The organism is Nocardioides sp. NPDC004968, assembly GCF_040608935.1.
In the GTDB taxonomy this organism is placed as follows: domain Bacteria; phylum Actinomycetota; class Actinomycetes; order Propionibacteriales; family Nocardioidaceae; genus Nocardioides.
Genome location: NZ_JBEXJF010000002.1, coordinates 83,851 through 105,602 on the forward strand (window position 1 = coordinate 83,851; position 21,752 = coordinate 105,602).

At 71.3% G+C, this 21,752-nt stretch carries 22 protein-coding genes; 3 read left to right on the top strand and 19 right to left on the bottom strand.

Going from position 1 to position 21,752, the window contains the following annotated elements; translation table 11 throughout:
* Window positions 1-20 precede the first annotated feature (20 nt).
* The 10 genes from ABZU72_RS02915 to ABZU72_RS02960 all read right to left on the bottom strand — a co-directional run bounded on the left by ABZU72_RS02915 (window position 21) and on the right by ABZU72_RS02960 (window position 11,319).
* Window positions 21-878, bottom strand: a complete 858-nt coding sequence (locus tag ABZU72_RS02915; protein WP_355017413.1) for an alpha/beta hydrolase — start codon at window positions 876-878, stop codon at window positions 21-23.
* A 42-nt stretch (window positions 879-920) separates the two neighbouring features.
* On the bottom strand, window positions 921-3,386 hold the full coding sequence (locus ABZU72_RS02920) for a DUF6351 family protein (protein ID WP_355017414.1): 2,466 nt from the start codon (window positions 3,384-3,386) through the stop codon (window positions 921-923).
* Window positions 3,387-3,478: 92 nt separating this feature from the next.
* On the bottom strand, window positions 3,479-5,071 hold the full coding sequence (locus tag ABZU72_RS02925) for an MDR family MFS transporter (RefSeq protein WP_355017415.1): 1,593 nt from the start codon (window positions 5,069-5,071) through the stop codon (window positions 3,479-3,481).
* A gap of 96 nt (window positions 5,072-5,167) precedes the next feature.
* Window positions 5,168-5,773: a TetR/AcrR family transcriptional regulator gene (locus tag ABZU72_RS02930; RefSeq protein WP_355017416.1), complete on the bottom strand. Its 606-nt coding sequence runs from the start codon at window positions 5,771-5,773 to the stop codon at window positions 5,168-5,170.
* Between the two features lie 67 nt (window positions 5,774-5,840).
* On the bottom strand, window positions 5,841-6,329 hold the full coding sequence (locus ABZU72_RS02935; RefSeq protein ID WP_355017417.1) for a nucleoside deaminase: 489 nt from the start codon (window positions 6,327-6,329) through the stop codon (window positions 5,841-5,843).
* Window positions 6,330-6,379: 50 nt separating this feature from the next.
* Window positions 6,380-6,967 (bottom strand): superoxide dismutase family protein, encoded by a 588-nt coding sequence (locus tag ABZU72_RS02940; protein ID WP_355017418.1) that lies wholly within the window; start codon window positions 6,965-6,967, stop codon window positions 6,380-6,382.
* 74 nt (window positions 6,968-7,041) lie between these two features.
* Window positions 7,042-7,716: a hypothetical protein gene (locus tag ABZU72_RS02945; RefSeq protein ID WP_355017419.1), complete on the bottom strand. Its 675-nt coding sequence runs from the start codon at window positions 7,714-7,716 to the stop codon at window positions 7,042-7,044.
* A gap of 103 nt (window positions 7,717-7,819) precedes the next feature.
* Entirely contained in the window at window positions 7,820-9,157 is a 1,338-nt protein-coding gene (locus tag ABZU72_RS02950) for an MFS transporter (RefSeq protein ID WP_355017420.1), read from the bottom strand.
* A 25-nt stretch (window positions 9,158-9,182) separates the two neighbouring features.
* Window positions 9,183-10,205 (bottom strand): PDR/VanB family oxidoreductase, encoded by a 1,023-nt coding sequence (locus tag ABZU72_RS02955; protein ID WP_355017421.1) that lies wholly within the window; start codon window positions 10,203-10,205, stop codon window positions 9,183-9,185.
* A 10-nt stretch (window positions 10,206-10,215) separates the two neighbouring features.
* Window positions 10,216-11,319: an aromatic ring-hydroxylating dioxygenase subunit alpha gene (locus ABZU72_RS02960; RefSeq protein ID WP_355017422.1), complete on the bottom strand. Its 1,104-nt coding sequence runs from the start codon at window positions 11,317-11,319 to the stop codon at window positions 10,216-10,218.
* A 116-nt stretch (window positions 11,320-11,435) separates the two neighbouring features.
* Between ABZU72_RS02960 and ABZU72_RS02965 the strand changes: the two genes are divergently transcribed.
* Window positions 11,436-12,029 carry a PadR family transcriptional regulator gene (locus ABZU72_RS02965; protein ID WP_355017423.1) on the top strand — a complete coding sequence of 198 codons (594 nt, stop codon included), beginning with the start codon at window positions 11,436-11,438 and terminating at the stop codon, window positions 12,027-12,029.
* Window positions 12,030-12,039: 10 nt separating this feature from the next.
* Here the strand turns inward: ABZU72_RS02965 and ABZU72_RS02970 are convergent, their stop codons facing one another.
* From ABZU72_RS02970 to ABZU72_RS03000, 7 genes are read right to left on the bottom strand one after another with little or no spacing between them, the layout of a single operon-like run.
* Window positions 12,040-13,191, bottom strand: a complete 1,152-nt coding sequence (locus ABZU72_RS02970) for a HAMP domain-containing sensor histidine kinase (RefSeq protein ID WP_355017424.1) — start codon at window positions 13,189-13,191, stop codon at window positions 12,040-12,042.
* Complete coding sequence (locus ABZU72_RS02975; protein ID WP_355017425.1) at window positions 13,188-13,874, bottom strand: response regulator transcription factor; 687 nt, start codon at window positions 13,872-13,874, stop codon at window positions 13,188-13,190. The genes ABZU72_RS02970 and ABZU72_RS02975 overlap by 4 nt, the downstream gene beginning before the upstream one ends.
* Before the next feature lie 5 nt (window positions 13,875-13,879).
* A complete protein-coding gene (locus tag ABZU72_RS02980; protein ID WP_355017426.1) occupies window positions 13,880-14,314 on the bottom strand; it encodes a hypothetical protein in 435 nt (144 codons plus the stop codon).
* Window positions 14,314-15,456: a molybdopterin-dependent oxidoreductase gene (locus ABZU72_RS02985; protein WP_355017427.1), complete on the bottom strand. Its 1,143-nt coding sequence runs from the start codon at window positions 15,454-15,456 to the stop codon at window positions 14,314-14,316. Before ABZU72_RS02985 ends, ABZU72_RS02980 begins: the two co-directional genes overlap by 1 nt.
* Complete coding sequence (locus tag ABZU72_RS02990) at window positions 15,453-16,145, bottom strand: class I SAM-dependent methyltransferase (RefSeq protein WP_355017428.1); 693 nt, start codon at window positions 16,143-16,145, stop codon at window positions 15,453-15,455. Before ABZU72_RS02990 ends, ABZU72_RS02985 begins: the two co-directional genes overlap by 4 nt.
* Window positions 16,142-16,801: a DUF2064 domain-containing protein gene (locus ABZU72_RS02995; RefSeq protein WP_355017429.1), complete on the bottom strand. Its 660-nt coding sequence runs from the start codon at window positions 16,799-16,801 to the stop codon at window positions 16,142-16,144. The genes ABZU72_RS02990 and ABZU72_RS02995 overlap by 4 nt, the downstream gene beginning before the upstream one ends.
* Window positions 16,798-17,475: a glycosyltransferase family 2 protein gene (locus tag ABZU72_RS03000; protein ID WP_355017430.1), complete on the bottom strand. Its 678-nt coding sequence runs from the start codon at window positions 17,473-17,475 to the stop codon at window positions 16,798-16,800. Before ABZU72_RS03000 ends, ABZU72_RS02995 begins: the two co-directional genes overlap by 4 nt.
* Window positions 17,476-17,588: 113 nt before the next feature.
* On the opposite strand from ABZU72_RS03000, the gene ABZU72_RS03005 reads away from it, so the two are divergent.
* The gene (locus ABZU72_RS03005) at window positions 17,589-18,920 is read left to right on the top strand and encodes a hypothetical protein (RefSeq protein ID WP_355017431.1); all 1,332 of its coding nucleotides are present in this window, start codon (window positions 17,589-17,591) and stop codon (window positions 18,918-18,920) included.
* A gap of 129 nt (window positions 18,921-19,049) precedes the next feature.
* Here the strand turns inward: ABZU72_RS03005 and ABZU72_RS03010 are convergent, their stop codons facing one another.
* Complete coding sequence (locus ABZU72_RS03010; protein ID WP_355017432.1) at window positions 19,050-20,105, bottom strand: NAD-dependent epimerase/dehydratase family protein; 1,056 nt, start codon at window positions 20,103-20,105, stop codon at window positions 19,050-19,052.
* The gene (locus ABZU72_RS03015) at window positions 20,102-20,917 is read right to left on the bottom strand and encodes an S-methyl-5'-thioadenosine phosphorylase (protein ID WP_355017433.1); all 816 of its coding nucleotides are present in this window, start codon (window positions 20,915-20,917) and stop codon (window positions 20,102-20,104) included. The genes ABZU72_RS03010 and ABZU72_RS03015 overlap by 4 nt, the downstream gene beginning before the upstream one ends.
* Before the next feature lie 117 nt (window positions 20,918-21,034).
* Between ABZU72_RS03015 and ABZU72_RS03020 the strand changes: the two genes are divergently transcribed.
* Window positions 21,035-21,748, top strand: a complete 714-nt coding sequence (locus ABZU72_RS03020; RefSeq protein ID WP_355017434.1) for an HNH endonuclease family protein — start codon at window positions 21,035-21,037, stop codon at window positions 21,746-21,748.
* Window positions 21,749-21,752: the final 4 nt, after the last annotated feature.

The window sequence follows — 21,752 nt, forward strand, 5'->3', positions numbered from 1 at the left end:
GTGCCGTGTGAGCGGCCTCGTCAGTCGGCCGCGATCTCCGCGAGGAGGTCGGCGGCCGGGGCGGGGTGGACGAGCCAGCCGAGGTGGCTCGACGTCAGGGTGTGGACGGCGTAGGCGTTGTCCGGGGTGAGGGCGTCGCCCTCGCGGATCAGCCGGTCCTGTATCGCCGGCGGCATGCTGACGTCCTCGCTGAGACGTACGAACGCACGGGGCACCGTTCCCCACGTCGAAGCCTGGGCGCGGTCCTCGGGGCCGCCGGCGTCGAGGTTCTCGTCGGGCTGGAAGGTGTTGAGGAACGTACGGAACTCGTCGTCGGTGCCGTCGGCCATGAAGGCGTGCTTGAGGCCGGCGAGGACCTCGGGGGAGGCGGTGCGGAAGTTACAGCGCAGCAGGCCGACATCGGCAGGATTCGCGGCGGCCGCGCCGATCAGCACGGAGGCGTCGAAGGAGGCCATCTCCGGCTCGGCGTTGTACGCGACCGCATCCAGCTCCACCGGGGCCCAGGCCGAGACGTAGATCATCGAGTCGATCAGGTCTGGGCGGGCGTTGGCGGTCGCGGTCAGGGTGATCCCGCCGCGGCTGTGCGCGACGACGATCACCGGGCCGTGCTCCTTGGCACGCTCGAGCACCGAGACCAGGTGGGCCACGTTGTCGGCGAGGGTGACGCCCTTGATCCCGCCCGGGGCTGAAGCGAGCTCGGCGAGGTCCTGGGGCGCCTGGTAGGCCGCCGGGAACGTCGCCTCGAAGCCGTGGCCGGGGAGGTCGACCGCGAGGGAGCGGAAGCCGCGCAGCGCCAGCTCGGCCTGCAGCGGTGCGAACGAGAACGAGTTGGCGAAGGCGCCGTGGACGAGGACGAAGGTCGGCTCCGGGGAAGGCATGGGCGAGACCTTAGCGGCGAGTCGGCGATGGCGGCTGGCCATTTATTCGTCGGCCGCGCCACCGAACGGCGTCGACCGCGGCGCCGCGCCCATCGGCGTACCGCCGTAGACGACCGAGCCGTCGGCCCGCTGGTAGGTCAGCCACGGCAAGGTCTTCGTGAAGCCGACACTCGGCTTGCTGTAGTCGCACACCCCTTCGGGGAACGCCGCCTCCAACCGGGTCCACTGGGCGTCGCTGAGGCCGAAGGCGCCGTAGTCGTCGGTGCGACGCAGCGGCTTGAGCTGGCACTTGGCGTTGTCGGAGTAGTTGTTGTCGCCGGCCACGATCCGCGGCGTCGCGAAGTCGGTCTTGACCAGGTCGCTGACCGGTCCGAGCCCGCACACCAGGTCCGAGACCGGGTCGACGACGAGGTTGAGCGCGGGATCCAGGACCGGGTTGAGGGCGGGGTTGAGGCCGTCGAGCGCGCCGCCGGTCAGGTCGTCCACGAGCGGGTCGGCGACCGGCAGGAACAGGCCGTCCTCGCTGGAGACTCCCTGGGTCTGGGTGCACCGGTCGTGCAGGTCGCCGGGGCGGTCCTGGACGATCTTGTCCGCCAACGCCACCGAGCGCTCGTCCGCCTCCACCGAGGCCAGCCAGCGGTCCATCGCGAGCAGCGCCTCCTTGGAGTAGCTCGGGTCGCCGATGAGGGGTGTCACGCCGTACCAGATCACCTGGTTGTCGGCGTGCCCCTGCTCCCGGGTCAGCCGGTCGCGCATCGCCCATGCCCAGCGCGCGTCGTGCGCGACGCCCGGGTCCGGTCCGCGGTGGTCGATGATCGCCACGTCGGACAGGTTGCTGGCGGTGTTGACCATCCCACTGCGGTAGGCGTTGGTGAGCGCCGTCGGGTCGGCGACCGAGCGCTGTGCCCGCGGCTGGACGTCGATGTCGAGCCCGCCGATCTTCTCGTTGACGTCGACGAACTGCTCCGGGGTGATCGCCCCGGAGCGCAGCGCCTCGAGGCCGTACTGCACGCCGGTGTTGTCCAGCGGCGAGCCCGCGAAGCCACGCCCGATCTGCTTCTCCTGGGGCGTCCACACACTCTCCGGCCGCGGACCGAAGACGTTGATCGCACCGTCGATGATCGAGCAGCGTACGCCGCCGGGGTTGTTCTCCGCGTCGTAGCGCTCCTGGTCGCTGACCCCGGCGCACGGGTGCGTCGGCATGACCGCCTGCTTGAAGAGGCCCTCGTCGGCGGTGACCGCGTTGAGTGGCAGCAGGTGGCCCTCGACGGCCGCCCACTGCAGCGGGTTCCAGAACTTGCCGTCGGTGAGCCGCTCGGAGCTCTCGAAGTACTTGCGGAGCAGGTGGTAGTCGGAGAACTGCAGGCCCGGCGAGAGCGAGTCGGGGTAGGAGCAGGTCACGACCAGGCCCTGGTAGATCCCGGGGTAGGCGTTCGCGATCGTCTGCTGAGCGATCGAGCCGCCGGAGCAGCCGCTGCCGATCGTGTAGCGCAGGTCGCCGTACGTCTCGACGAGGTGCTCCTTGGCCATCATCAGCGACTCGGCCGCGCTCGTCACGTTGCAGTTGTGGCCGGTGTTGGCCAGCGCGGTGGAGAGCATCGCGAAGCCGCGGCCGAGGGCGACGGTCGGGCTGTCGCCGAGGGCGTCCGCGACGACCGGGATCCCGAGGTCGAAGGTGCCGGCGTAGTCGGCGGTCGGCGCGGTCCCGGTCTCGTGGTCCACGCCGCAGCTGCCTCCGTGGGGGATGAACAGCTTGTTGTTCCACTGCTGCTGCGGGCGCCAGCGCTGCCACGGCTTGCCGGGCTGCCAGAGCACGGCGATCCGGTACTGGTCGCGGTTCTGGTAGCCGGTCTCGACACGTACGACGAACGGCACCGTCACGCCCTCGTCGGTGGTCGTGGTGGCGACGTCGCGAGGCGGGTTCGCTGGATCGTAGGGCTGGAGACCGTCGAGCAGCGGGTTGGTGGACCGGTAGAGCCAGCTGGTCGTCGGCTCCTGGTTGCACTGCGCGTCCGTCGCGGTCGGCTGGCAGCGCCACGGCTGCAGCTGAGGTCCCGAGAAGATCGGCCCGCCGCGCGGGTGGTTGGTGATGGTGAGCCAGGCGCCGCGACCGTCAGGCAGGCGCGCGGTCAGCTCGTTGGACCCGACCCGCAGGCCGCGTACGACGCCCTCGATCTCGCCGTTTGGCCGCTCGGCGAAGGCCGCGGTGACGTCGCGGTCGCCCTTGCGCCTCGACGAGTGGCGGGTGTCGTCGAGCCCCGTTGATTGCTTCGGGCTCCGCTTCAGCCAGACCCGCAGCTCATCGGGGTCGGCCTCGTCGGGGAGCGTGATCCGCACCAGAGCGTTGTCGTCGAAGACCAGGTCGGCCCGGTTGGAGAGCGTCTCCAGCACGATGTCCTCGGCCGGAGATGGTGCCGCCGAGGCCGGTGCCGGTGCCACACCGAGCAGCATGCTCGCGACGAGGGCGGAGACCGTCGCGATCGAGAGGGGCAGGGCGCGAGCGGGCATGGCATGCCTTTCCGAGAGCTGCGCACGTCCCTCGAGCGGACGGTCGCCGTGACAGGAGAATGCCCCCTGCCACGGCGACCGTCAAGGAAGCCTCAGCCTGCGACCGCCTCCCCGCGGGCGACCATGCCGGCCTCGTCGGAGAGCTTGACCTCCTTGAGGAACAGCGCGAGCGCGAGACCGAGGAGGATCAGCGGCACGAGATACCAGAACGCCGGTGCGAGCGCCTCGGTGAAGGCGTCGACGACCCAGGTGTGGAGCGGCTCGGGCAGCTGTTCGACAGCAGCCGGGGTGAGGCTCCCACCGGAGAATCCGGCGCCGTCGGCGGGCATCATCCCCGAGGAGGCCATCTTCTCGGCCAGGCCCCCGAAGTTGTCGGTCAGTCGCGTGGTGAACACGGTCGTGAACAGCGCCGTGCCGACGGTCGCACCGATCTCCCGGAAGAAGTTGTTCGCCGAGGTCGCGGTGCCGAGCTCGTGCGGGTCGACGGCGTTCTGGACGGCGAGCACGATGGTCTGCATGACCAGGCCCATCCCGGCGCCGAGCACGAAGATCATCAGCCCGAAGACGACCATCGACATGTCGCTGGTGATCGTGGTCAGCCAGGCGATCCCGGCCGCGGTGATGAGCAGACCGGCGATCGGGAAGATCTTGTAGCGGCCCGTCTTCGAGATCGCGATGCCCGAGCCGATCGCGGTCAGCATCATGCCGGCCATCATCGGCAGCATCAGCAGTCCGGAGCTGGTGATCGAGGCGCCGGTCGACATCTGCAGGAACGTCGGCAGCATCGCCATGGCCGAGAACATGCCCATCCCGAGCACCAGGCCGATCAGCGTGGTCACCGTGAAGGTGGGGTTCTTGAAGAGGCGCAGCGGGATCAGCGGCTCGGGCGCGAGGGTCTCGGTGACGATGAAGGCGGCCACCGAGGCCAGGGTGCCGACGAGCAGGCCGAGCAGCTGCGGCGAGGACCAGTCGTAGCCGTCGTGGCCGAGCGACTCCCACGAGGTCAGCAGCACGATGCCGCAGGTGGAGAGCACCATGAACATGATCCCCAGCCAGTCGACCGGGCGTCCCGAGCGGTGCGAGGGCAGCCGCAGGGCGAACCAGGCCACGGCGAACGCGATGATGCCGATCGGTACGTTGATCCAGAAGGTCCAGCGCCAGCCGGGCCCGTCGGTGAGCCAGCCACCGAGGAGCGGCCCGATGACCGCGGAGATGCCGAAGAGCGCGCCCATCGGACCCATGTACTTGCCGCGCTCGGAGGCCGGCACGATGTCGGCGATGATCGCCTGGGACAGGATCATCAGCCCGCCACCGCCAAGCCCCTGGAGACCGCGGGCGGCGACCAGCTCGGGGAAGGTCTGCGCCATCCCGCCGAAGAGCGAGCCGAGCGTGAACAGGGTGACGGCGACCAGGAACGGCCAGCGGCGACCCCAGAGGTCACCGAACTTCCCGTACAGCGGCATCACGATCGCGATCGCCATGATGTAGGAGGTGATCACCCACCCTTGGTGCTCGACCCCGTCGAGCTCCCCGACGATCGTCGGCATCGCCGTGCTCACGATCGTCTGGTCGAGGGACGAGAGGAACATCGAGGCCATCAGGGCACCGAAGATCAGCCAGATCGTACGCGGCGTCAGCACGACCAATGGCTTGTCGGGCGCGTCGGGCGCGACCGTTTGACTCATGGGGTTGGACCTTCCAGGCAGGAGTTGAACAGGCAGGGTGAAGCGGTGGTGACACACGGGTCCCGTGTGACATGAGAAGTCCCGAGAGAGCTGCGGCTAGTCGTCGAGGAGCAGGCGGAGCTGGGCGACGGCCTCGGGCAGATGCGCCGCCGCATCGCCCTCGTAGCCCGACCGCGCCCACGCGAGCGCGCTCGATCGCATCAGCAGCCCGGCGACCATCCCGATCGTGTCGTCGTCGACAGGGGAGGGCCGTGCCGTACGTCGTTCGGCGAGCAGCTGCTCGAGCTCGCCGATGACGCGCTGGTGCCAGGCGATGTGTCGCTGGACGAGGCGGGGTTCGGCGACCATCAGCCGCATCGCCCGTTCGCCCTGCTCGATGTTGGGTGCGGCATTCGTGAGAAAGCCGGCGACCAGCGCCTCCAGGTCGGTCATCAGCCGCCCCGACGGCCCGCCGGAGACGAACTGCGCACGCACCTCGGCGTCGAGCTCGATCTCCTGGATGCCGAGGACCGCGTCGTCCTTGGAGTCGAAGTAGTTGAAGAACGTACGCGTCGACAACCCCGCCGCGGAGCTGATCTCCTCCACGGTGACGTCATCGAGACCACGCTCGCCGACCAGTCGCTGAGCAGCCTCGATCAGCGCCAGCCGACGCTCCCGCTTCTGGCGCTCGCGGGCGTTCGGAGGCGGGGCAGATGTGGACACGGCTCTATTCTTGCAGTGAGTGCAAGTTGCAGTCAATGCAAGAATAATGTGTTGGCGGTTACACCGCTCAGGCCCCGGCGGCCGCCTGGTGGAGCGCGCGGATCTCCTCGACCAGCTCGGGGACGGGGCCGACGACCTCGACGGCGGGCGCGACCTCCTGGATCGGCAGCGCTCGCACCGGCGACTCGCCGGCACCCCAGCCGGCCCGCCACTGCGTCAGCTGCTCGGAGGAGGCGATGTAGACGACTCGGCCCACGTCGGCCCAGCCCTGAGCCGCCGAGCACATCGGACAGTGCTCGCCGGAGGTGTACACGGTCGCGCCGGCACGCGTCTCCGGGTCGAGGTTCATCGCTGCCCAGCGGGCGAGCGCGAACTCGGGATGCGCTGTCGGGTCGCCCGTCGATGTCTCTCGGTTGCGGCCCTCCTCGAGCGCGTTGCCCGCGCTGTCGGCCAGGACGGACCCGAACGGCCCGTCGCCGTCCGCCAGCGCCTCGGCCGCAAGCTCCAGGCAGCGTCGCAGGTGGGCCATGTCAGTCTGGGTGAGATCGGTGGTCACCGTTCCAGTCTGCTGTCCCCGGCGGCGTACGTCGCTTCATTTCACGACGGTCAGCCGGCCTCGATCACCGCGCAGGCGATCCGGTCACCGGCGTCACCGGTCTTGGTGGTGTCCTCGTCCGGGCCCTCGGGGGCGTAGCGCTCCGGGACGTTGGCGTAGTTGTCCCGGTCCGCGTGGATCATCACCGCGCTGCCGTCCGCGTCCCGGAGATCCTCGAGCGTGAAGGGGCCGGTGAACTCCAGGCTGGCGGTGCCGTCCTCGTTCACGAGGAGCGCCGGCAGGTCGCCGAGGTGCTCGCCGTGGACGCTGTCGTCCGGGTTGAGGTGGCCGCCCGCGGAGAGGAAGTCGCCGGTCTTCGACGGGTCGTCCGGGGCAGTGCTGTCGGCCTCGCACTTGCCGGTCGTGTGCACGTGGAAGCCGTGGTAGCCGGCCGACAGGCCGCTCACCCGGACGCTGATCTGGGTGGCCCCGTCGTCCTCCTCGATCTCGACGGTCCCGACCCTCTTTCCGTCGGGATCGGCGAACCTCGCGCCCACCTCGTTGCGATCGTCCGGGTCAGCATCTGCCCCCTCCCCGCAGGCGGAGAGGGTCAGCAGGCAACCGGCAGCGAGTGCAGCAGCCGTTGCACGACGGGACATGGGATACCTCCACGAGAACAGGATCCGGTCGCCTCCACCGTACGCCGCGGCGGAGGCGACCCGTGCGCCAGGGATCAGCAACCGTCGCGGAGCAGACCCGGCTGACGCCCGACGGAGACCTCGATGAACTCGATCTTCGCGTCGCGGGTGTTGCCGGAGAGCAGGAAGCCGATCCAGCGGCCGCCGTTCTCGACAACCCAGGTCGTCTGGCCGTAGTCGTTGGTCTGCTGGGCGCCCGGCCCGTAGATGTCCTTGAGGACCATCAGGGTGTCGCCGATCGTGACGCCTCGATCGGTCTCCAGGACGGGCTTGCTCATCCCGAAGGAGACGATCTCGCCCTGCTGGTCGTAGGTGACGTCGACGCCGTCGCCGACCTGGTCGACCCACTTCCAGTGCTTGCCCTCGCAGGCGTCCTCGCGCGCGGTGTCGCGGATCATCCACCCCTGCTGCACGAGAGGGCGTACGTTGCCCGCAGCGCTGATCCGCCCGAAGGCCCCGGGAGCCAGCGGGCCGCCCCAGTCGAGCTTCGGCGTCGGCTCGGCCGCCGACGGAGCGGCCGAGACCGGGACCTCCGACGGGGCAGGCGTGGGGGTCGCGGGCGGTTCCGAGGGCGGCACCGAGGAGGAGGGGGTGGCGGAGGGAGACCCGGCCGCCGGGGCCGGGCCGCTCCCGCACCCGGCGAGGCCGAGCAGACCGACAACGGCGGTCGCCGCGAGCGCGGCACGGAGCTGGATGCGGGATGTGGACATGGGTGGACTCCTCGTCGGTCGTACGCCCCGAGCGGGCGTCCTGCCGATCTAGACGGTCCACGGCCCGTCCCGGTTGCAGCCGGGACGGACCGATTCCCGGCGCCTAGGCCGAGGCCATGTCCGGAACGGTCCGAGCGGCCTGCCCGGTCCGCAGGAAGAGCAGCGCGACGGCGGAGATGGCGACGACGACGGCAGCGCCGACGTACAGGTTGACCGGCGTCCACGAGGCGTCGAGCAGGCGCCCGGCGAGCATCGGAGACAGGATCGCCCCGATGCGGCCGATGCCGATCGCCCAGCCCATACCGGTGCTGCGGATCTCGGTGCCGTAGACGGCCGGGGTGATCGTGTAGAGGCCGGCGATGCAGCCGTTGATGAGCGCGCCGACGACCACACCGATGATCAGCGCGACGGTGAGCAGCGCCGTGCTGGTGATGAAGACGACCATCGTCAGCGCCGAGAGCACCGTGAAGCCGATCAGGACCAGGCGGCTGTCCAGCCGGGAGGCGACGAGGCCGTAGAGGACCGAGCCTGCGGTGCCGCCCAGCGCCAGCATCATGCCGGCGGTGACCGCGTCCGCTTCAGCCATCCCCGACGTCACCAGCAGCTGCGGGGTCCAGCTGTTGACGAAGTAGAAGCCGAACATCGTGGCCAGGAACGCCACCCAGATGAGCAGGGTCGAGCGGCGCAGGTCAGCGCTCAGCAGTACGCCGGGGTTGCCGCTGCGGTGCCGGGTCGTCGGCCGCGGCGCGGCCTCCAGTGCGTCCGAGGTGATCGCGGGCTGCCCGAGCCGCCCGAGGATCCGGTTGATCCGCTCGACGGCCTGCCGCGGCCGGCGCTGGACCAGGAAGTCGACCGACTCGGGCAGCAGCACGACCAGGAGGATCAGCGCGACCCCGGTCGCGACGCCGCCGGCGACGAAGACGCTGCGCCAGCCGAGGTCGGCCAGCATGCCGCGCGCGGCCACGCCGCCCAGGGTGGCGCCGATGCCGTACCCCGCCGTGTAGAGGCCGATCGCCAGACCGCGCCAGCGCGCCGAGGCGTACTCGCTCGCGATCACGTTGGTGCTGGCCAGGATGCCGCCGACCCCGAGTCCGGTGACGACGCGGGCGAGGCCGAGGAGGACGGCGGACGGGGCCACCGCGGAGAGCAGCATGCCGAGGGTCGCCAGGCCGACGCTGATCAGGATCAGCGGCCGGCGTCCGATGACGTCGGCGACCGGGGCCAGCGCCAGCGAGCCGACCGCCATGCCGACGAGGCCGGCGCTCAGCAGCACGCCGAGCTCCGAGCCGCTCAGCGCGAACTCCTCGGTCAGCGAGGAGGCGGTGAAGGCCATCGCCATCACGTCGAATCCGTCCAGACAGTTCAGCAGGACGCAGAGGGCGACGACCATCCACTGGTAGGGAGTCATCGCGGCGGCGTCGATGCGCGCACGAAGGTTCATCTCGGGTCTCTTTCGGGGTGGGGGTTCACGGAAGATGCAGGGTCACGGCGGCTGGTTCGCCGGAGGCTGAGCCGGGATCGCCGGGTTCGCCGCGGGCGGCGCGAGCGACGCAGAGGCACAAGGAGGCGTACGTCTCCTTCTGCTGTTGGCTCAGGAACACGTCTCGGTGGTCGATGCGGCCGCTGACGTCGAGGACCTTGACCTGGCAGATCCCGCACTCGCCCTTGCGGCAGTCCCACATCACGTCGACGCCGGCGTCCTCGAGCGCGTCGAGCATCGAGCTGTCCTTGCCGACGCGGACAGAGCGGTCGAGCTGGGGGAGGTGTACGACGAAGTCCTCCGCCGCCCAGGCGCCGCTGCTGCCGAAGGTCTCGAACCGCAGGTTGGGCTCGGGCAGCTCATGGGTGACCCAGGCACGGCGGATCGCGTCCATCAGCCGGATCGGCCCGCACATGTACATCTCGGTCCGCGCCGCCGCCGGGGAGCCGGCGATCTCGCCGACCAGCGCCTCCACGTCGAGGCGTACGTCCTCGTCGTCGACGAACACCCGCACGCGATCGCCGTGCACCTCGACGAGCTCGTCGAGGTGGGCCATGACCGCACGCCGGCGGCCGGCCAGGACGAGCGTGTAGTCGGCGCCGCGGCGGCGCAGGGTGTCGGCCATCGCCACCAGCGCGGTGATGCCGATGCCGCCGGCGACCAGCACGTAGCGGTCGGCGCCGACCCCGAGCGGGAAGCTCTGGACCGGACCGGTCATCTCGACCACGTCCCCCACGCGGAGGCCGTGCATGTGGCGGGACCCGCCGCGTGAGCTCGCGGCCAGCTGCACCCCGAGAGTGAGCCGGCGGCCGCCGTCCTCGGAGCGTACGACCGAGTAGGACCGCTTGCGGACATGCCCGTCGAGGTCGAGCCGGAGGTCGATGTGGGTGCCGGGCGCGGCGTGGACGGGACGGTCGGGGCAGAGCACGATGCGGCGTACGCCTTCGGCGAGGTCATCGGTCTCGACCACACGGCCCTGCTGCCACCAGGTCTGGGTGTTCACTGCCATGGCAGCTGCCTCACTTCGCAGCCGCGGCGGCGGGGAGACCCTCCGCCTGCAGCATGCGGTCCAGGATCCGGCGTACCCACATCCCGCCGGCGTCGATGTTGAGGCTGTAGAACTCGTGCTCCGGGTTGGCGTCGATCGCGCGCTGCTGGGCGGCCAGCATCTCCTCGTCCTCGCCGAAGACGCCGTGGACGCCCTGGCGCAGCTGGGTCGTGATCGTCTGGCTCTCCAGGCGGTAGTTGCGCATGAAGGCCCAGAAGTAGTGCGACGTGCGCGCGGTCTCGGGGGTGATCGTGTTCATCACGAAGCCGTTGACGCCCTGGCTGCGGTCACCCTCGGGGGCGCCGGTGCCGGCCTTGGCGACGCCGACGTCGATGCGGATCGTCGAGGGGGCCTCGAAGTGGATGATCTGCCAGCGGTCGACCTTCCCGCTGAAGCCGGGGAACCGGTCGCGCATGTTCTTGAGCCAGAACGGGGGCGCGTCGATGTCGCGCATCCAGCGGGTCACGGTCACGCCGCGATCGGTGTGGCTCACCTCGAACTCGGCCTCGGAGAGCTCGTCCTGCCCGATGCTCGAGCTGTGCACGAACTCCTCGTGGGTGAGGTCCATCAGGTTGTCGAGCACCAGCTGGTAGTTGCAGGGCGCGTAGATCGTCTCGCCGTCGCCGGCCCACTCCGGGGAGTCCATCTGGTGCATGTCGGGCACGGCGTCGGGGTCGGCGAGGTCGGGGTCGCCGACCCAGACCCACACGTAGCGATAGCGCTCGACGACCGGGTAGGACGGGACGATCGCGCTCGGGTTGATCGTCTCCTGCGCCGGCATGCTCGTGCAGCGGCCGGCGGAGTTGTAGCGCAGCCCGTGGTAGGGGCACTGGATCTCGTCGCCGAACACCTTGCCCTTCGACAGCGGCGCCAGCCGGTGCCAGCAGGCGTCGGCGAGGGCGACGGCACGACCGTCGCTGTTGCGCCACAGCGCCAGTGGGCGGTCGGCGATGGTGCGGGCGAGCGGCTGCTTCGCGGTCACCTCGTGGTCCCAGGCCGCGACGTACCAGGCGTTGCGGGGGAAGTTGAAGATCTTGCTGGCGGCGGTGACCGGCGGCGATTCCAGGATGGTCATGGGGAAACTCCCTATGGAGATAGGTGTTGTGCTCGTCACAAACTACCTATCTCTATAGTTAGTGGCAAGAGGCGGGTACGCTCGCGCCACGATCACTGCGTGAAGAGGGGGTCACGATGTCGCTGAGGTACGCGCTGCTCGCGCTGCTCACCTCACGCCCGATGACCGGCTACGACGTCTCCAAGCAGTTCAGCCAGTCGGTGGCCCACGTGTGGCACGCTCCCGACTCGCAGATCTACCCGGAGCTGAATCGCATGGAGCGCGACGGCCTGCTCGAGTCCACGGTCGTGCCGTGGGGCAAGAAGGGCACCAAGAAGGAGTACGCCGTCACCGAGGCCGGTGTGAAGGCCTTCCGGGAGTGGATGGACTCGCCCATCGAGATCCGCCGGCAGCGGGAGCCCGCCTACCTCAAGGCGGCCTACCTGGAGTGGGCCGAGCCCGGCGCCGCGCGTGCCGAGCTGGAGCAGTTCCGCGACTACTGGACCGAGCACCTGGCGATGCTCGAGGCCACCCGCGCCACGCTCGTCGACCGCAGCCACCCCACGCTGGCGCGACGGCTCGAGCACTACGACGCGAGCCAGTGGGACCGGATCGTGCGCTACAAGATCTTCGCCTACGACGGCCTGATCGACCAGGCGCGCGCCGCGGTCGCCTGGGCCGAGCGAGGCCTTGTGCTCGTCGACGAGCTGGAGGGCTCGACCGTCGACTGAGTCCCCGGAGTCAGGCCGGTAGGCGTACGTGGAACCGGCAGCCGGTCGCGGCCGGAAGGTTCTCCACCCAGACCCTGCCGCGGTGCGCATCGACGAGACCCTTGACGATGGCGAGGCCGAACCCGGCGCCCTGGGCGCCGGCGCCGTCTGCGCCCTCGGGTGCGGTCGGGGTGCGCGCGGAGCTGCCCTGCCAGCCGAGATCGAAGACGCGTTCCATGTCGCCGGGATCCAGGCCGCCACAGCCGTCGCTGACGCTGAGGTCGACGCTGCGTACGTCTCCGGGAGCCATCTGGCAGTGCACCACCACGGTGCCGTCGGCAGGGGTGTGGCGGATGGCGTTCATCAGCAGGTTGGAGACGACGCGGGACAGGCTGGCCGGGTCGGCGGTGATCTCGAGACCGTCCTCGACCTGACCACCGAGCCGGACCCGCCGCTCCCGGGCGACCGGATCGGCCCCGGCCAGGGCCTCACTGACCAGGTCACCGAGCAGGACCGGCTCCGGCGTCAGGGTGAGGGCGCCAGCCTGGATCCGGGAGAGCTCGAAGAGGTCGTCCACGAGCCGGGCAAGACGCTCGACCTCGACGCGGATGCGCTGGTGGTAGCGGTGGGGATCGGCGGCGATCCCGTCCTCGAGCGCCTCGGCCATCGCCCGGAGCCCCGAGAGCGGCGTACGCAGGTCGTGGGCCACCCAGGAGACCAGCTCGCGCCGTGACTCCTCGAGCCGGGCCTCTCTCGCGCTCGCCTCCTCGAGCCGCCGCTGGGTCTCGGCGAGCTCGGCCGACAGCGACCGGAGCTCACGCGGTCCGCTCTCCGCGGGCTGCTGATGACCTCCGAGCGCCATCTCCCGGGCCTGCTGCTGGACCGCCCCCGACCAGCGCACCATCGCGGAGCCGATGACGAACGCCACCAGGATCGCCACCACCACGGCGATCGAGGTGACCACGGTGATGACCTGCAGGTCGTGGCCGGAGAGGAACATGAGCCACGCGATCCCGAGTACGCCACCGAAGACCGTCAGCACCGCGACGCCGGCGACCAGAGTGAGCTGCCAGCGGATCGACCAGCGGCGCGTCAGCCACGCGACAAGGAGCCCGGCCAGCCCGACGGCGAGACCGGCGCCTGCGGCGACGAGGGCGATCTGGACGGCGTCTGCCGTCTTCATGCGCTCACCTCCGCGGTCTCCCAGCGATAGCCGACGCCCCAGACCGTCACCAGCCGCTCCGGCCGGGTCGGGTCGGACTCGATCTTCTCGCGCAGCCGGCGTACGTGGACCGTGACCGTCGAGCGGTCGCCGATCGTCCATCCCCAGACGTGCTCGAGCAGGTCCTCCCGGGTGAAGGCCTTGCCGGGGTGGGCGATCAGGTAGCGGAGCAGGTCGAACTCCCGGGTGGTCAAGGACAGCTCCGCCCCGGCGTTGGTCGCCACTCGCCGGTCGGCGTCGACCACCAGGGAGCCGTCGGAGACCACGCCGCCCTCGCCGGAGTGGCCGGTGCGCTTGAGCACCGAGTCGACGCGCAACACCAGCTCCCGCGGACTGAACGGCTTGCCGACGTAGTCGTCGGCACCGAGCTCGAGCCCCATGATCCGGTCGGCCTCGCTGCCGAGTGCGGTGAGCATGATGATCGGTACCTCGCTCGCCTGTCGCAGCCGCCGGCACACCTCCAGACCGTCGATGCCGGGCAGCATCAGGTCGAGGATGACGATGTCGGCGGGTCGTTCGCTCATCGCGCGCAGCGCCTGCTCGCCGTCCCCGGCCTCGACGACGTCGTGCGAGCCCGCGCGCAGGTAGGACGCCAGCACCTCGCGAACGGTGAGGTCGTCGTCGACCACGAGCACACGTGCCATGGGTCCTACTCCTCCTCGACGTTCGCCCGGGCGGGCTGTCGTGAGCGTAGTTCGCCGAGCGCGACGGCGACACCGGCGCACACGCACAGAGCCGCGAAGACCAGCAGCCCCTGGGTGTAGTCGCGGTCCAGCAGCGTCGGGTTGTCCGGCTTCGCGCCGAACCGGCCGAGGACCGGGATCGCCACCAGAACGGCCGGTCCGAGCAGCACCAGCACCGTCACCGCGCCGCGGGCGACGGCCCGCGGCAGCAGCCGGCCACCGACCCACCCGAGCCCGAGCACCACCGGCGCCAGGATCCCGTCGTGGATCACGACCGCCGCCGCCAGCCAGAGGACGACCTCGACGATCTGACCGAGGTCCTGTCGGCTCACCAGCAGCCAGGCGCCGTACGCCATCCCGACCGCCCCGAGCAGGATCAGCCCTCCGCGCATGCCTCTCATCAGAGCACCTCGATCCGGGAGACCCACTTGGTCTGCATGACCCCGGGACGGTCGGGCGCGATCAGCCGGACCGGGTAGCCGTGGTCCATCGAGAGCGTCTCGCCGTCGAGCATGAGGGCCATCAGGGTCCTTTCGTCGTCGGCGAAGTTCGGCGGAAGCACCGTGTCCGCGGACGCGCTGAACGTCTGGATCGACCGGACCCGCACCTCTCGTCCAGGCAGGGCGCCGACGAGGTCGAGCAGGTCGCGGAGACGTACGCCACCCCACTCGCCCGAGGCGCTCCAGCCTTCGACGCAGGCGATCGGGAGAGTGTGGGTGCGCTGCTCCATGGCGACCAGGTCATCGCGGGTCAAGGACCGGGTCGTGGTGCCGTGGACGACCTCGAGCCGGTAGGCGGCGCTGCTCGCCTCGGCCACCACGCCGGCCGAGTGCGCGGTGCGGTTGATCGGGATGCCGTGCTCACGGGAACGTGGCGAGAGGGCGGCGATCCGACTGAGGCCGGGGACGGTGCCCGCCGCATAGAGCACGGCGGCGGCGACCGCGGACGTGCCAGCCAAGGCGAGCACGCCGCGCCGGCTGACCGGTCCGGGCCGGACCGCGTTCGGCCGGTCGTGGGAGGTGTCGTCGACGTCGCCCTTCAGGGCGTCACGGACGATCGGCAGCTTCACGGCGATGTGGACGAGCAGCGCACCGACGGCGACGAACGCGAGCGCGTAGTGGGTGCTGCGGAAGCTGAAGCCCCAGGGATACCACTGCGCGACGTTGAGCAGACCGGTGGTGAGCTGGACCAGCGAGGTGCTGACCAGGACGGCGATGGAGCCTCGCTCCAGGGTCGTCGGCAGTGCCTCCCGGACCTGACGCGGCATCGGCTGGAAGAGCTTGGGGAAGACGACCCACAGCTTGATCAGCAGGAGCGGGATCGCGGCGGTGCCGGCGACGACGTGCAGGCCCTGGGTGAGCTGGTAGAGCCGCGACGGGCTGGCCGGAAGCGGCACCGGTTGATGGTCGACCTGGGCGTAGTGGCTGATCAGGCCGGTCACGAGCGCGACCAGGAAGCAGACTCCGAGCCAGAGTCCGACTCGTGCGGCGACAGCGGCGCTGCGCAGGCGTGAGCTGAACGAGTCCTCCGAGGGGATTCTCATGCGGCGTCCTCCACGAGTACGGCGACCCAGCGGTCACCGGTGGGTGTGAGTGGGGCCTGGGGTGAACGGCGGGGCAGTGCCGGACGATGCGGGAGCGGCTCGAGCCGCCTCACCGCAAGACCGACCTCGGCGGCGATCGACCCGATCGCGTCGGCACCGACGACCGCCCAGGGGAACTTCGAGGAGCCACCGCACTGGCAGACGAGCTCCGCGAGCAGTGGGCCGCTCGGCGTCCCGGGCGGATGCACCTCGGCGACCACCCGGCCGCCGGGCACGAGCAGCCGGCGTACACGGGCGAGCAGGGCGAGGGGGTCTCCGCCGATCCCGACGTTGCCGTCGGCGAGGAGAGCGGTCGTCCACCAGCCCTCACCGGGCAACGGCTCGAAGAGATCGCGACAGACCGCGCGGCCACCGCGGGCCTCGGTCTGGGCGACGGCCTCCGGGACGATGTCGACGCCGAGCGACGGCAGCCCGCGGGCGGCGAGCGCGGCGGTCATCCTCCCGGGGCCGCAGCCGAGATCGACCGTCGGTCCGGCGCAGTAGGAGAGCAGGGCGAGGTCCGCGGCGTCGGCGGTGCGGGTCCAGTCCTCGACCGGAAGTCGCGAGGCCATGCCATCGACGCTCACCACCCGGCACTGCTCGCTGGCGAAGGCGTGCGCGAACGCAGACTCGGCCGCTACCGCGGTCATCGGGCGACCCGCGCGATCTCGGCCGCGATCTTCGCGAACCGGGTGTGCGGGGCGGCTGCGGCGACCGGATCGACGTCGGCGAGGTGGTCGACGTCGCGCAGCCGCTCACCGGCGGCGACCCGGAGGCCGAGTCCTTCGAGTGCGGAGCGGGTGGCTGCGTACGTCTGAGGGGTGGACATGGGTACGTCGCGCAGCGCGGTGGCGGCCGACGGGTCGCGGAGTGCGAGGGCCCACCAGCCGCCGTCCTCGGCGGGAGCGAGCACAGCATCGGCCGCGTCCAGGCCGCCGGCCACGGCCAGCAGTCCGGCCGGGGTCACCTGCGGGGTGTCCATGCCGATCTGCACCACTGGTCCGGTGACCTCGGCGTGGGCGTTCGCGAGCCGCTCCCCGAGTCCGCTCCCGCGCTGCGGGGCGATGGTCCACCCGGTGAGCGCGGTTCCGATCTCGTCCGCGCGGACCGCGTCGGCGAGGTCGCCGGAGAGGGCGAGCCGGCACCGGTCCGGTCCCACGGCCAGCGCGCATGCCTCGATCGTGTCGAGCAGCGCGGCCGCCGCGCCAGCGGTCGCGGTCGCCTCCCCGACGTCGGCCGCCAGCCGGGTCTTCACCAGGCCGGGCACGGGCGCCTTGGCGACGAGCAGGATCGTCGGCGCCGTCACGAAAGCACCCGCCAGAAGTCGTACGCCGCCCGCAGACTGCCCCGCACGGAGCCGGAGACCTTCGAGCGCCCGGCGGTCCGAGGGTGGTAGTCGACGTCGATCTCGTGGACCCGCCAGCCGGCCCGCGCCGCGCGACCGAGGAGCTCGACCGGGTAGCCCGAGCGCCGGTCCTCCACTCCGAGGCTGAGCAGCGCCTCCCGGCGGGCCGCCCGCAGCGGGGCGATGTCGCGCACCTGCAGACCGGTGCGACGCCGCAGCGCGGCCAGGACCAGCCGGTTGCCGACCCTGGCGTGCCACGGCTGTGCCCCCGGGGTCACCGGCCTGCGGCGGCCCAGCGCGAGGTCGGCCTCGTCACGCCTGATCGTCTCGACCAGGGGCAGCGCGGCAGCGGGATCGAAGGAGCCGTCGCCGTCCATCACCACGACATAGGGCGCGGTCGCGGCCAGCAGCCCGGCGTGCACCGCCGCCCCGTACCCCGGCCGCGACTCCGACACCACCCGCGCCCCCTGCGCGCGGGCGACGTCGGCGGTGCCGTCGGTCGAGCCGTTGTCGACGACGATCACTGAGAGTCCCGCCGGCACCCGTGGCAGCAGCTCGCGCAGGGCGGCGGCCTCGTCGCGGCAGGGCAGCACGAGGTCGATCTCTGGGTCTGTGTCGGAGCTGGGTTCGGCCATGCGATCGACTCTAGGAACGCCCCGCCGCCGATGGGGCCCGCAGATCTTACGGTCCGGTGACGGGCCCCGTGCGCCGGCGGCCATCGAGCCGTCGCGGACCTACGCTCGCAGTCGTGAACTCCTCAGCTCACCGCGCCGCCCTGGTGGGGCTCGTCGTCACGGTCGCCCTCATCGTGACGGCCATCGTCGTGCCGCCCCTGCTCGACTGGCAGGTGTGGCCACGGGTGCACCTCGACGACGGCACGTTCCCTCCGCTCCACGGATACCCGCAGGTCAAGGTGGGAATCGGCACGCTCCCGGCGGTCCTGCTCGCGCTCGCGTCGCTGCGCTGGGCCGATCCGATGGCGCGGCGGCTGCCCTGGCGGCGCCTGCTCCTGGTCGCGTACGCCGCGGGCCTCGTGTGGCTGCTGGCACTGGCGTCGGTGGACGGCCCCGACGGCATCTCGCGGGTGCTCGGGAACCCGACGGAGTACCTCGAGACGGCCCGGGCGGTCGACGACGTGCCGGGGCTGCTGCGCGAGTACGTCTCCCGGATCCCCTACGACGCCCCGGAGGGGAACTGGCCGGTCCACATCGCCGGGCACCCGCCCGGGATGGTGCTCTTCTTCGTGCTCCTCGTGAAGGTCGGTCTCGGTGGAGATCTCGCCGCGGGCCTGGTCGTCATCGCGCTCGCCGCGACCTTGCCGCCGGCGGTCATGACGACGGTCCGGGTCCTCGGCGCCGAGGACGCGGCACGGGCGGCGGCGCCTTACCTGGTGCTGTCTCCGAGCGCGGTGTTCCTGGCGATATCGGCCGATGCGGTGATGGCGGTCGTGGTCGCCTGGGGGATGTGCTGCTTGGCACTGGCCTGCCGGGCTGGAACCGGTCGGGGCTGGCCGTGGGCAATCCTCGCCGGCCTGCTCCTCGGCTACGTCGTGATGATGTCGTACGGCCTCCCGCTCACCGGCGTGCTCGCCCTTGCGGTGCTCTGGCTCGGGAGAGGTTGGTGGGTGTTGCCGATCGCGGCGGCATCGGCGCTCGCGGTGGTGCTCACCTTCGCCGCTGGCGGTTTCGCCTGGTGGGAGGCGTACCCGGTGCTGGTCGAGCGCTACTGGGACGGGCTGGCCAGCCAGCGCCCCGGCGCCTACTGGACCTGGGGCAACCTGGCCGCGCTCGCGATCAGCGCCGGGCCGCTCGTCGGCGCCGGGCTCGGCGCCACCTGGGCCGCCCGCCGCGACCGGGCTGACCGGGTCGTCGTCGTCCTGGTCGCGGCCGCGGTGATCATGGTCGCCCTCGCCGACGCCTCCCAGATGAGCCGGGCGGAGGTGGAACGGATCTGGCTGCCGTTCATGCCCTGGCTCACCCTCGGCTGCGCCCTCCTGCCCGAGCGCTGGCGACGACCCGGCCTGGCCCTGCAGATCCTCACCGCGCTGCTCGTCCAGCACCTGCTCTACACGAGCTGGTGATCCGGGGCCGTGGGATACCCGGTCGACCGGGTATCCCTGGACATGACGGGCACTGAAACACCCCGCAAGCCCAAGAAGTGCCCGTCAAGTGCCGCGACACCTCTCACGATATGGACGCGGTCCTTCGGTTCAGCTGTGCATCCGAAGGGGATCGTTGGCGAAAGTCGGAAGCCCATCGTCCGGCAGGACCTCGGCACGGAAGCCGAGCTCTTTCTCCGCGAGGTGCGGTGAGGCCACGACATGGCGTACGTCGCCGATGCGGTAGCGGCCGGTGACCACCGGCGCCAACTCGGACTGGCCGGTGCCGCGCGCGACCAGCGCCGCCACCTCGCTGATCGTGACCGGGTGCCCGGAGGCGACGTTGTAGGCCGCCAGCTCGCCGCGTGACCGCTCGGCGGTCGCCTCCAGTGCCGCCAGGTTGGCGCGGGCGACGTCGTCGACGTGGACGAAGTCGCGCTGCTGGCCGCCGTCCTCGAACACCTGCGGCGCCTCGCCCCGCTCCAGGGACGACCGGAAGATGGCGGCGACCCCGGAGTAGGGCGTGTCCGCGGGCATGTGCGGCCCGTAGACGTTGTGGTAGCGCAGCGCGATCGCCGTCGCGTCGGCCTGACGTGCCCAGGCGGAGGCGTAGTGCTCCTGGGCGACCTTGCTGGCTGCGTACGAGCTGCGCGGGTCGAGCCTGGCGGACTCGGCCACCGCCGCCCAGGTCAGTGCGCCGCCGCAGAGGTCGCAGTGGTTCTCGAAGTCGCCGGAGTCGAGCGCGGCCCGCGAGCGCGGCGGCGGGACCCGGTCGCCGTGGGTCTCGCAGACGTAGCGGCCCTCGCCGTAGACGACCATCGAGGAGGCGAGCACCAGCCGGGAGACCCCGTGTGCGCTCATCGCCGCCAGGAGCGCGGCGGTGCCGAGGTCGTTGTGCGCGGCGTAGAGCGGGAGATCGGCCACGGTCACGCCGGCACCGACGACAGCCGCCTGGTGGCACACCGCGTCGATGCCGTCCAGCAGATCGCCCCAGCCACCGGCGTCGCGTACGTCGAGGAGGTTCGTCCCGGGCGGCGCCTCGGCCGCCTCGCCGTGGGCCATCGGCAGCAGCACGTCGACGCGTACGACCTCGTGGCCGGCATCCTCCAGCACCCGGCCGATCGCGGTGCCGATGAAGCCGGCGGACCCGGTCAGCAGGACCCTCATGGGATCTCGTAGGCGAGCTGCTTGCCCTCGGCCCAGGTCGAGCAGGAGCATCCGGCCGGGTCGGGCAGGCCCTCGATCGTGTCGGCCAGGATGGTCCGCATCCGCTCCAGGTTGGCCGCGAAGAGCGCGTAGACATCGTCCTCGTCGACGCCCTCGCCCTCGGCCGCACCCGCATCCATGTCGGTGACCAGGCACAACGGTGCGTAACACATCCGCAGCTCGCGGGCGAGCGCCGCCTCCGGGGCGCCGGTCATCCCGACCAGCGTCCAGCCCTGGGCGGCATGGTGGATCGACTCCGCGCGGGTCGAGAACCGCGGACCCTCGATCACGATGAGCGTGCCACCGACCTTCACGGACGGATCGGAGGCCGCGTACGCCTTGGCGATCCGCCCGCAGTAGGGATCGGCGAGCGGCACGTGCGTGGCGCCGCTCTCCACATAGCTCGGGATCCGGCGCCAGGTGCGGTCGACGAGCTGGTCGGGCGTGACCAGGTCACCAGTCGCGACGGCATCGGCGCGGAGACCGCCGACGGCGCTCGGGGAGAGCACCTGGGTCACGCCCAGCGACCTCAGCGCCCAGAGGTTGGCGCGGTAGGGGATGGCGTGCGGCGGGTACTCGTGCGAGCGGCCGTGGCGGGGTACGAAGGCCACCGACCGGCCCGCGACGGTGCCCACCGTGACCGGCGCGGACGGATTGCCGTACGGGGTCTCGACCGCCACCTCCTCGGCATCGGTCAAGAACTCGTAGAGCCCGGTCCCGCCGATGACCCCGACCTCGGCGCGGGGCGCCTGTCCCATGTCCTGCCCAGTCATGCCTTCACTGTGCCAGCGCTGACCCCTCGGCGACAGGGTTCGGCACATCCGTCATCGTTCGGTAATACCTGCCGGGAGGCGGATCGATGTCGGTGGTCGCGGGCACAATGCGACGGCGTGGGGAGACGTACGTCGCTGGGAGCGCTGGTCGTCCTGCTGGCGGTCGCCGGCTGGGCGGTCTCGTTGTGGCTGCCCGAGGATGCGCCGGCGACCCGACGTGCCCCGTCCGAGGTGACCGCGGAGCCTTCTCCGGAGCCGGTCGACGGGTCTGAGGCGCGCCGTGATCTCGCGGCGTTGGCGACGGTCGCGAGGCGACCGGAGGGGCCGGCCGCCTACATTCGCTCGTCGTTCGGCGGGGATTGGGCGGACCGCGACGGCAACGGGTGCAACCAGCGCGACGACGTGCTCCTGCGCGACGCCGTCGAGGTGCGGACCCGACCGCAGGGGCGCTGCGACCACGACGTGCTCGCCGGGACGTGGCTCGACCCCTACACCGGCAGGCGCCTGGTCTTCACCGACCTGAAGCAGCCCCGGCAGGCCCAGGCGATCCAGATCGACCACGTCGTGCCGCTCTCGGAGGCCTGGCGCTCCGGCGCGAGCGGCTGGTCCCCGGAGCGGCGCCGAGCCTTCGCCAACGACCTCGGCAACCTGCTCGCCGTCGACGGCCCGACCAACATGAGCAAGAGCGACGACGACCCGGCGGGCTGGCGTCCGCGGAAGGGGTTCCAGTGTGCGTACGCAGTCCGCTGGATCGAGACCAAGACGCGCTGGTCGCTCGCCGCCGACGTCAGCGAGCGACGGGCACTCGGGGAGATGCTCGGCTACTGCTGAGCGC

Excerpts from the sequence above, each read along its gene's own strand:
- ABZU72_RS02915 (WP_355017413.1), bottom strand. The coding sequence starts at position 878 with ATGCCTTCCCCGGAGCCGACCTTCGTCCTCGTCCACGGCGCCTTCGCC.
- ABZU72_RS02920 (WP_355017414.1), bottom strand. The coding sequence starts at position 3,386 with ATGCCCGCTCGCGCCCTGCCCCTCTCGATCGCGACGGTCTCCGCCCTC.
- ABZU72_RS02925 (WP_355017415.1), bottom strand. The coding sequence starts at position 5,071 with ATGAGTCAAACGGTCGCGCCCGACGCGCCCGACAAGCCATTGGTCGTG.
- ABZU72_RS02940 (WP_355017418.1), bottom strand. The coding sequence starts at position 6,967 with ATGTCCCGTCGTGCAACGGCTGCTGCACTCGCTGCCGGTTGCCTGCTG.
- ABZU72_RS02945 (WP_355017419.1), bottom strand. The coding sequence starts at position 7,716 with ATGTCCACATCCCGCATCCAGCTCCGTGCCGCGCTCGCGGCGACCGCC.
- ABZU72_RS02950 (WP_355017420.1), bottom strand. The coding sequence starts at position 9,157 with ATGAACCTTCGTGCGCGCATCGACGCCGCCGCGATGACTCCCTACCAG.
- ABZU72_RS02955 (WP_355017421.1), bottom strand. The coding sequence starts at position 10,205 with ATGGCAGTGAACACCCAGACCTGGTGGCAGCAGGGCCGTGTGGTCGAG.
- ABZU72_RS02960 (WP_355017422.1), bottom strand. The coding sequence starts at position 11,319 with ATGACCATCCTGGAATCGCCGCCGGTCACCGCCGCCAGCAAGATCTTC.
- ABZU72_RS02965 (WP_355017423.1), top strand. The coding sequence starts at position 11,436 with ATGTCGCTGAGGTACGCGCTGCTCGCGCTGCTCACCTCACGCCCGATG.
- ABZU72_RS02970 (WP_355017424.1), bottom strand. The coding sequence starts at position 13,191 with ATGAAGACGGCAGACGCCGTCCAGATCGCCCTCGTCGCCGCAGGCGCC.
- ABZU72_RS02975 (WP_355017425.1), bottom strand. The coding sequence starts at position 13,874 with ATGGCACGTGTGCTCGTGGTCGACGACGACCTCACCGTTCGCGAGGTG.
- ABZU72_RS02980 (WP_355017426.1), bottom strand. The coding sequence starts at position 14,314 with ATGAGAGGCATGCGCGGAGGGCTGATCCTGCTCGGGGCGGTCGGGATG.
- ABZU72_RS02985 (WP_355017427.1), bottom strand. The coding sequence starts at position 15,456 with ATGAGAATCCCCTCGGAGGACTCGTTCAGCTCACGCCTGCGCAGCGCC.
- ABZU72_RS02990 (WP_355017428.1), bottom strand. The coding sequence starts at position 16,145 with ATGACCGCGGTAGCGGCCGAGTCTGCGTTCGCGCACGCCTTCGCCAGC.
- ABZU72_RS03000 (WP_355017430.1), bottom strand. The coding sequence starts at position 17,475 with ATGGCCGAACCCAGCTCCGACACAGACCCAGAGATCGACCTCGTGCTG.
- ABZU72_RS03010 (WP_355017432.1), bottom strand. The coding sequence starts at position 20,105 with ATGAGGGTCCTGCTGACCGGGTCCGCCGGCTTCATCGGCACCGCGATC.
- ABZU72_RS03015 (WP_355017433.1), bottom strand. The coding sequence starts at position 20,917 with ATGACTGGGCAGGACATGGGACAGGCGCCCCGCGCCGAGGTCGGGGTC.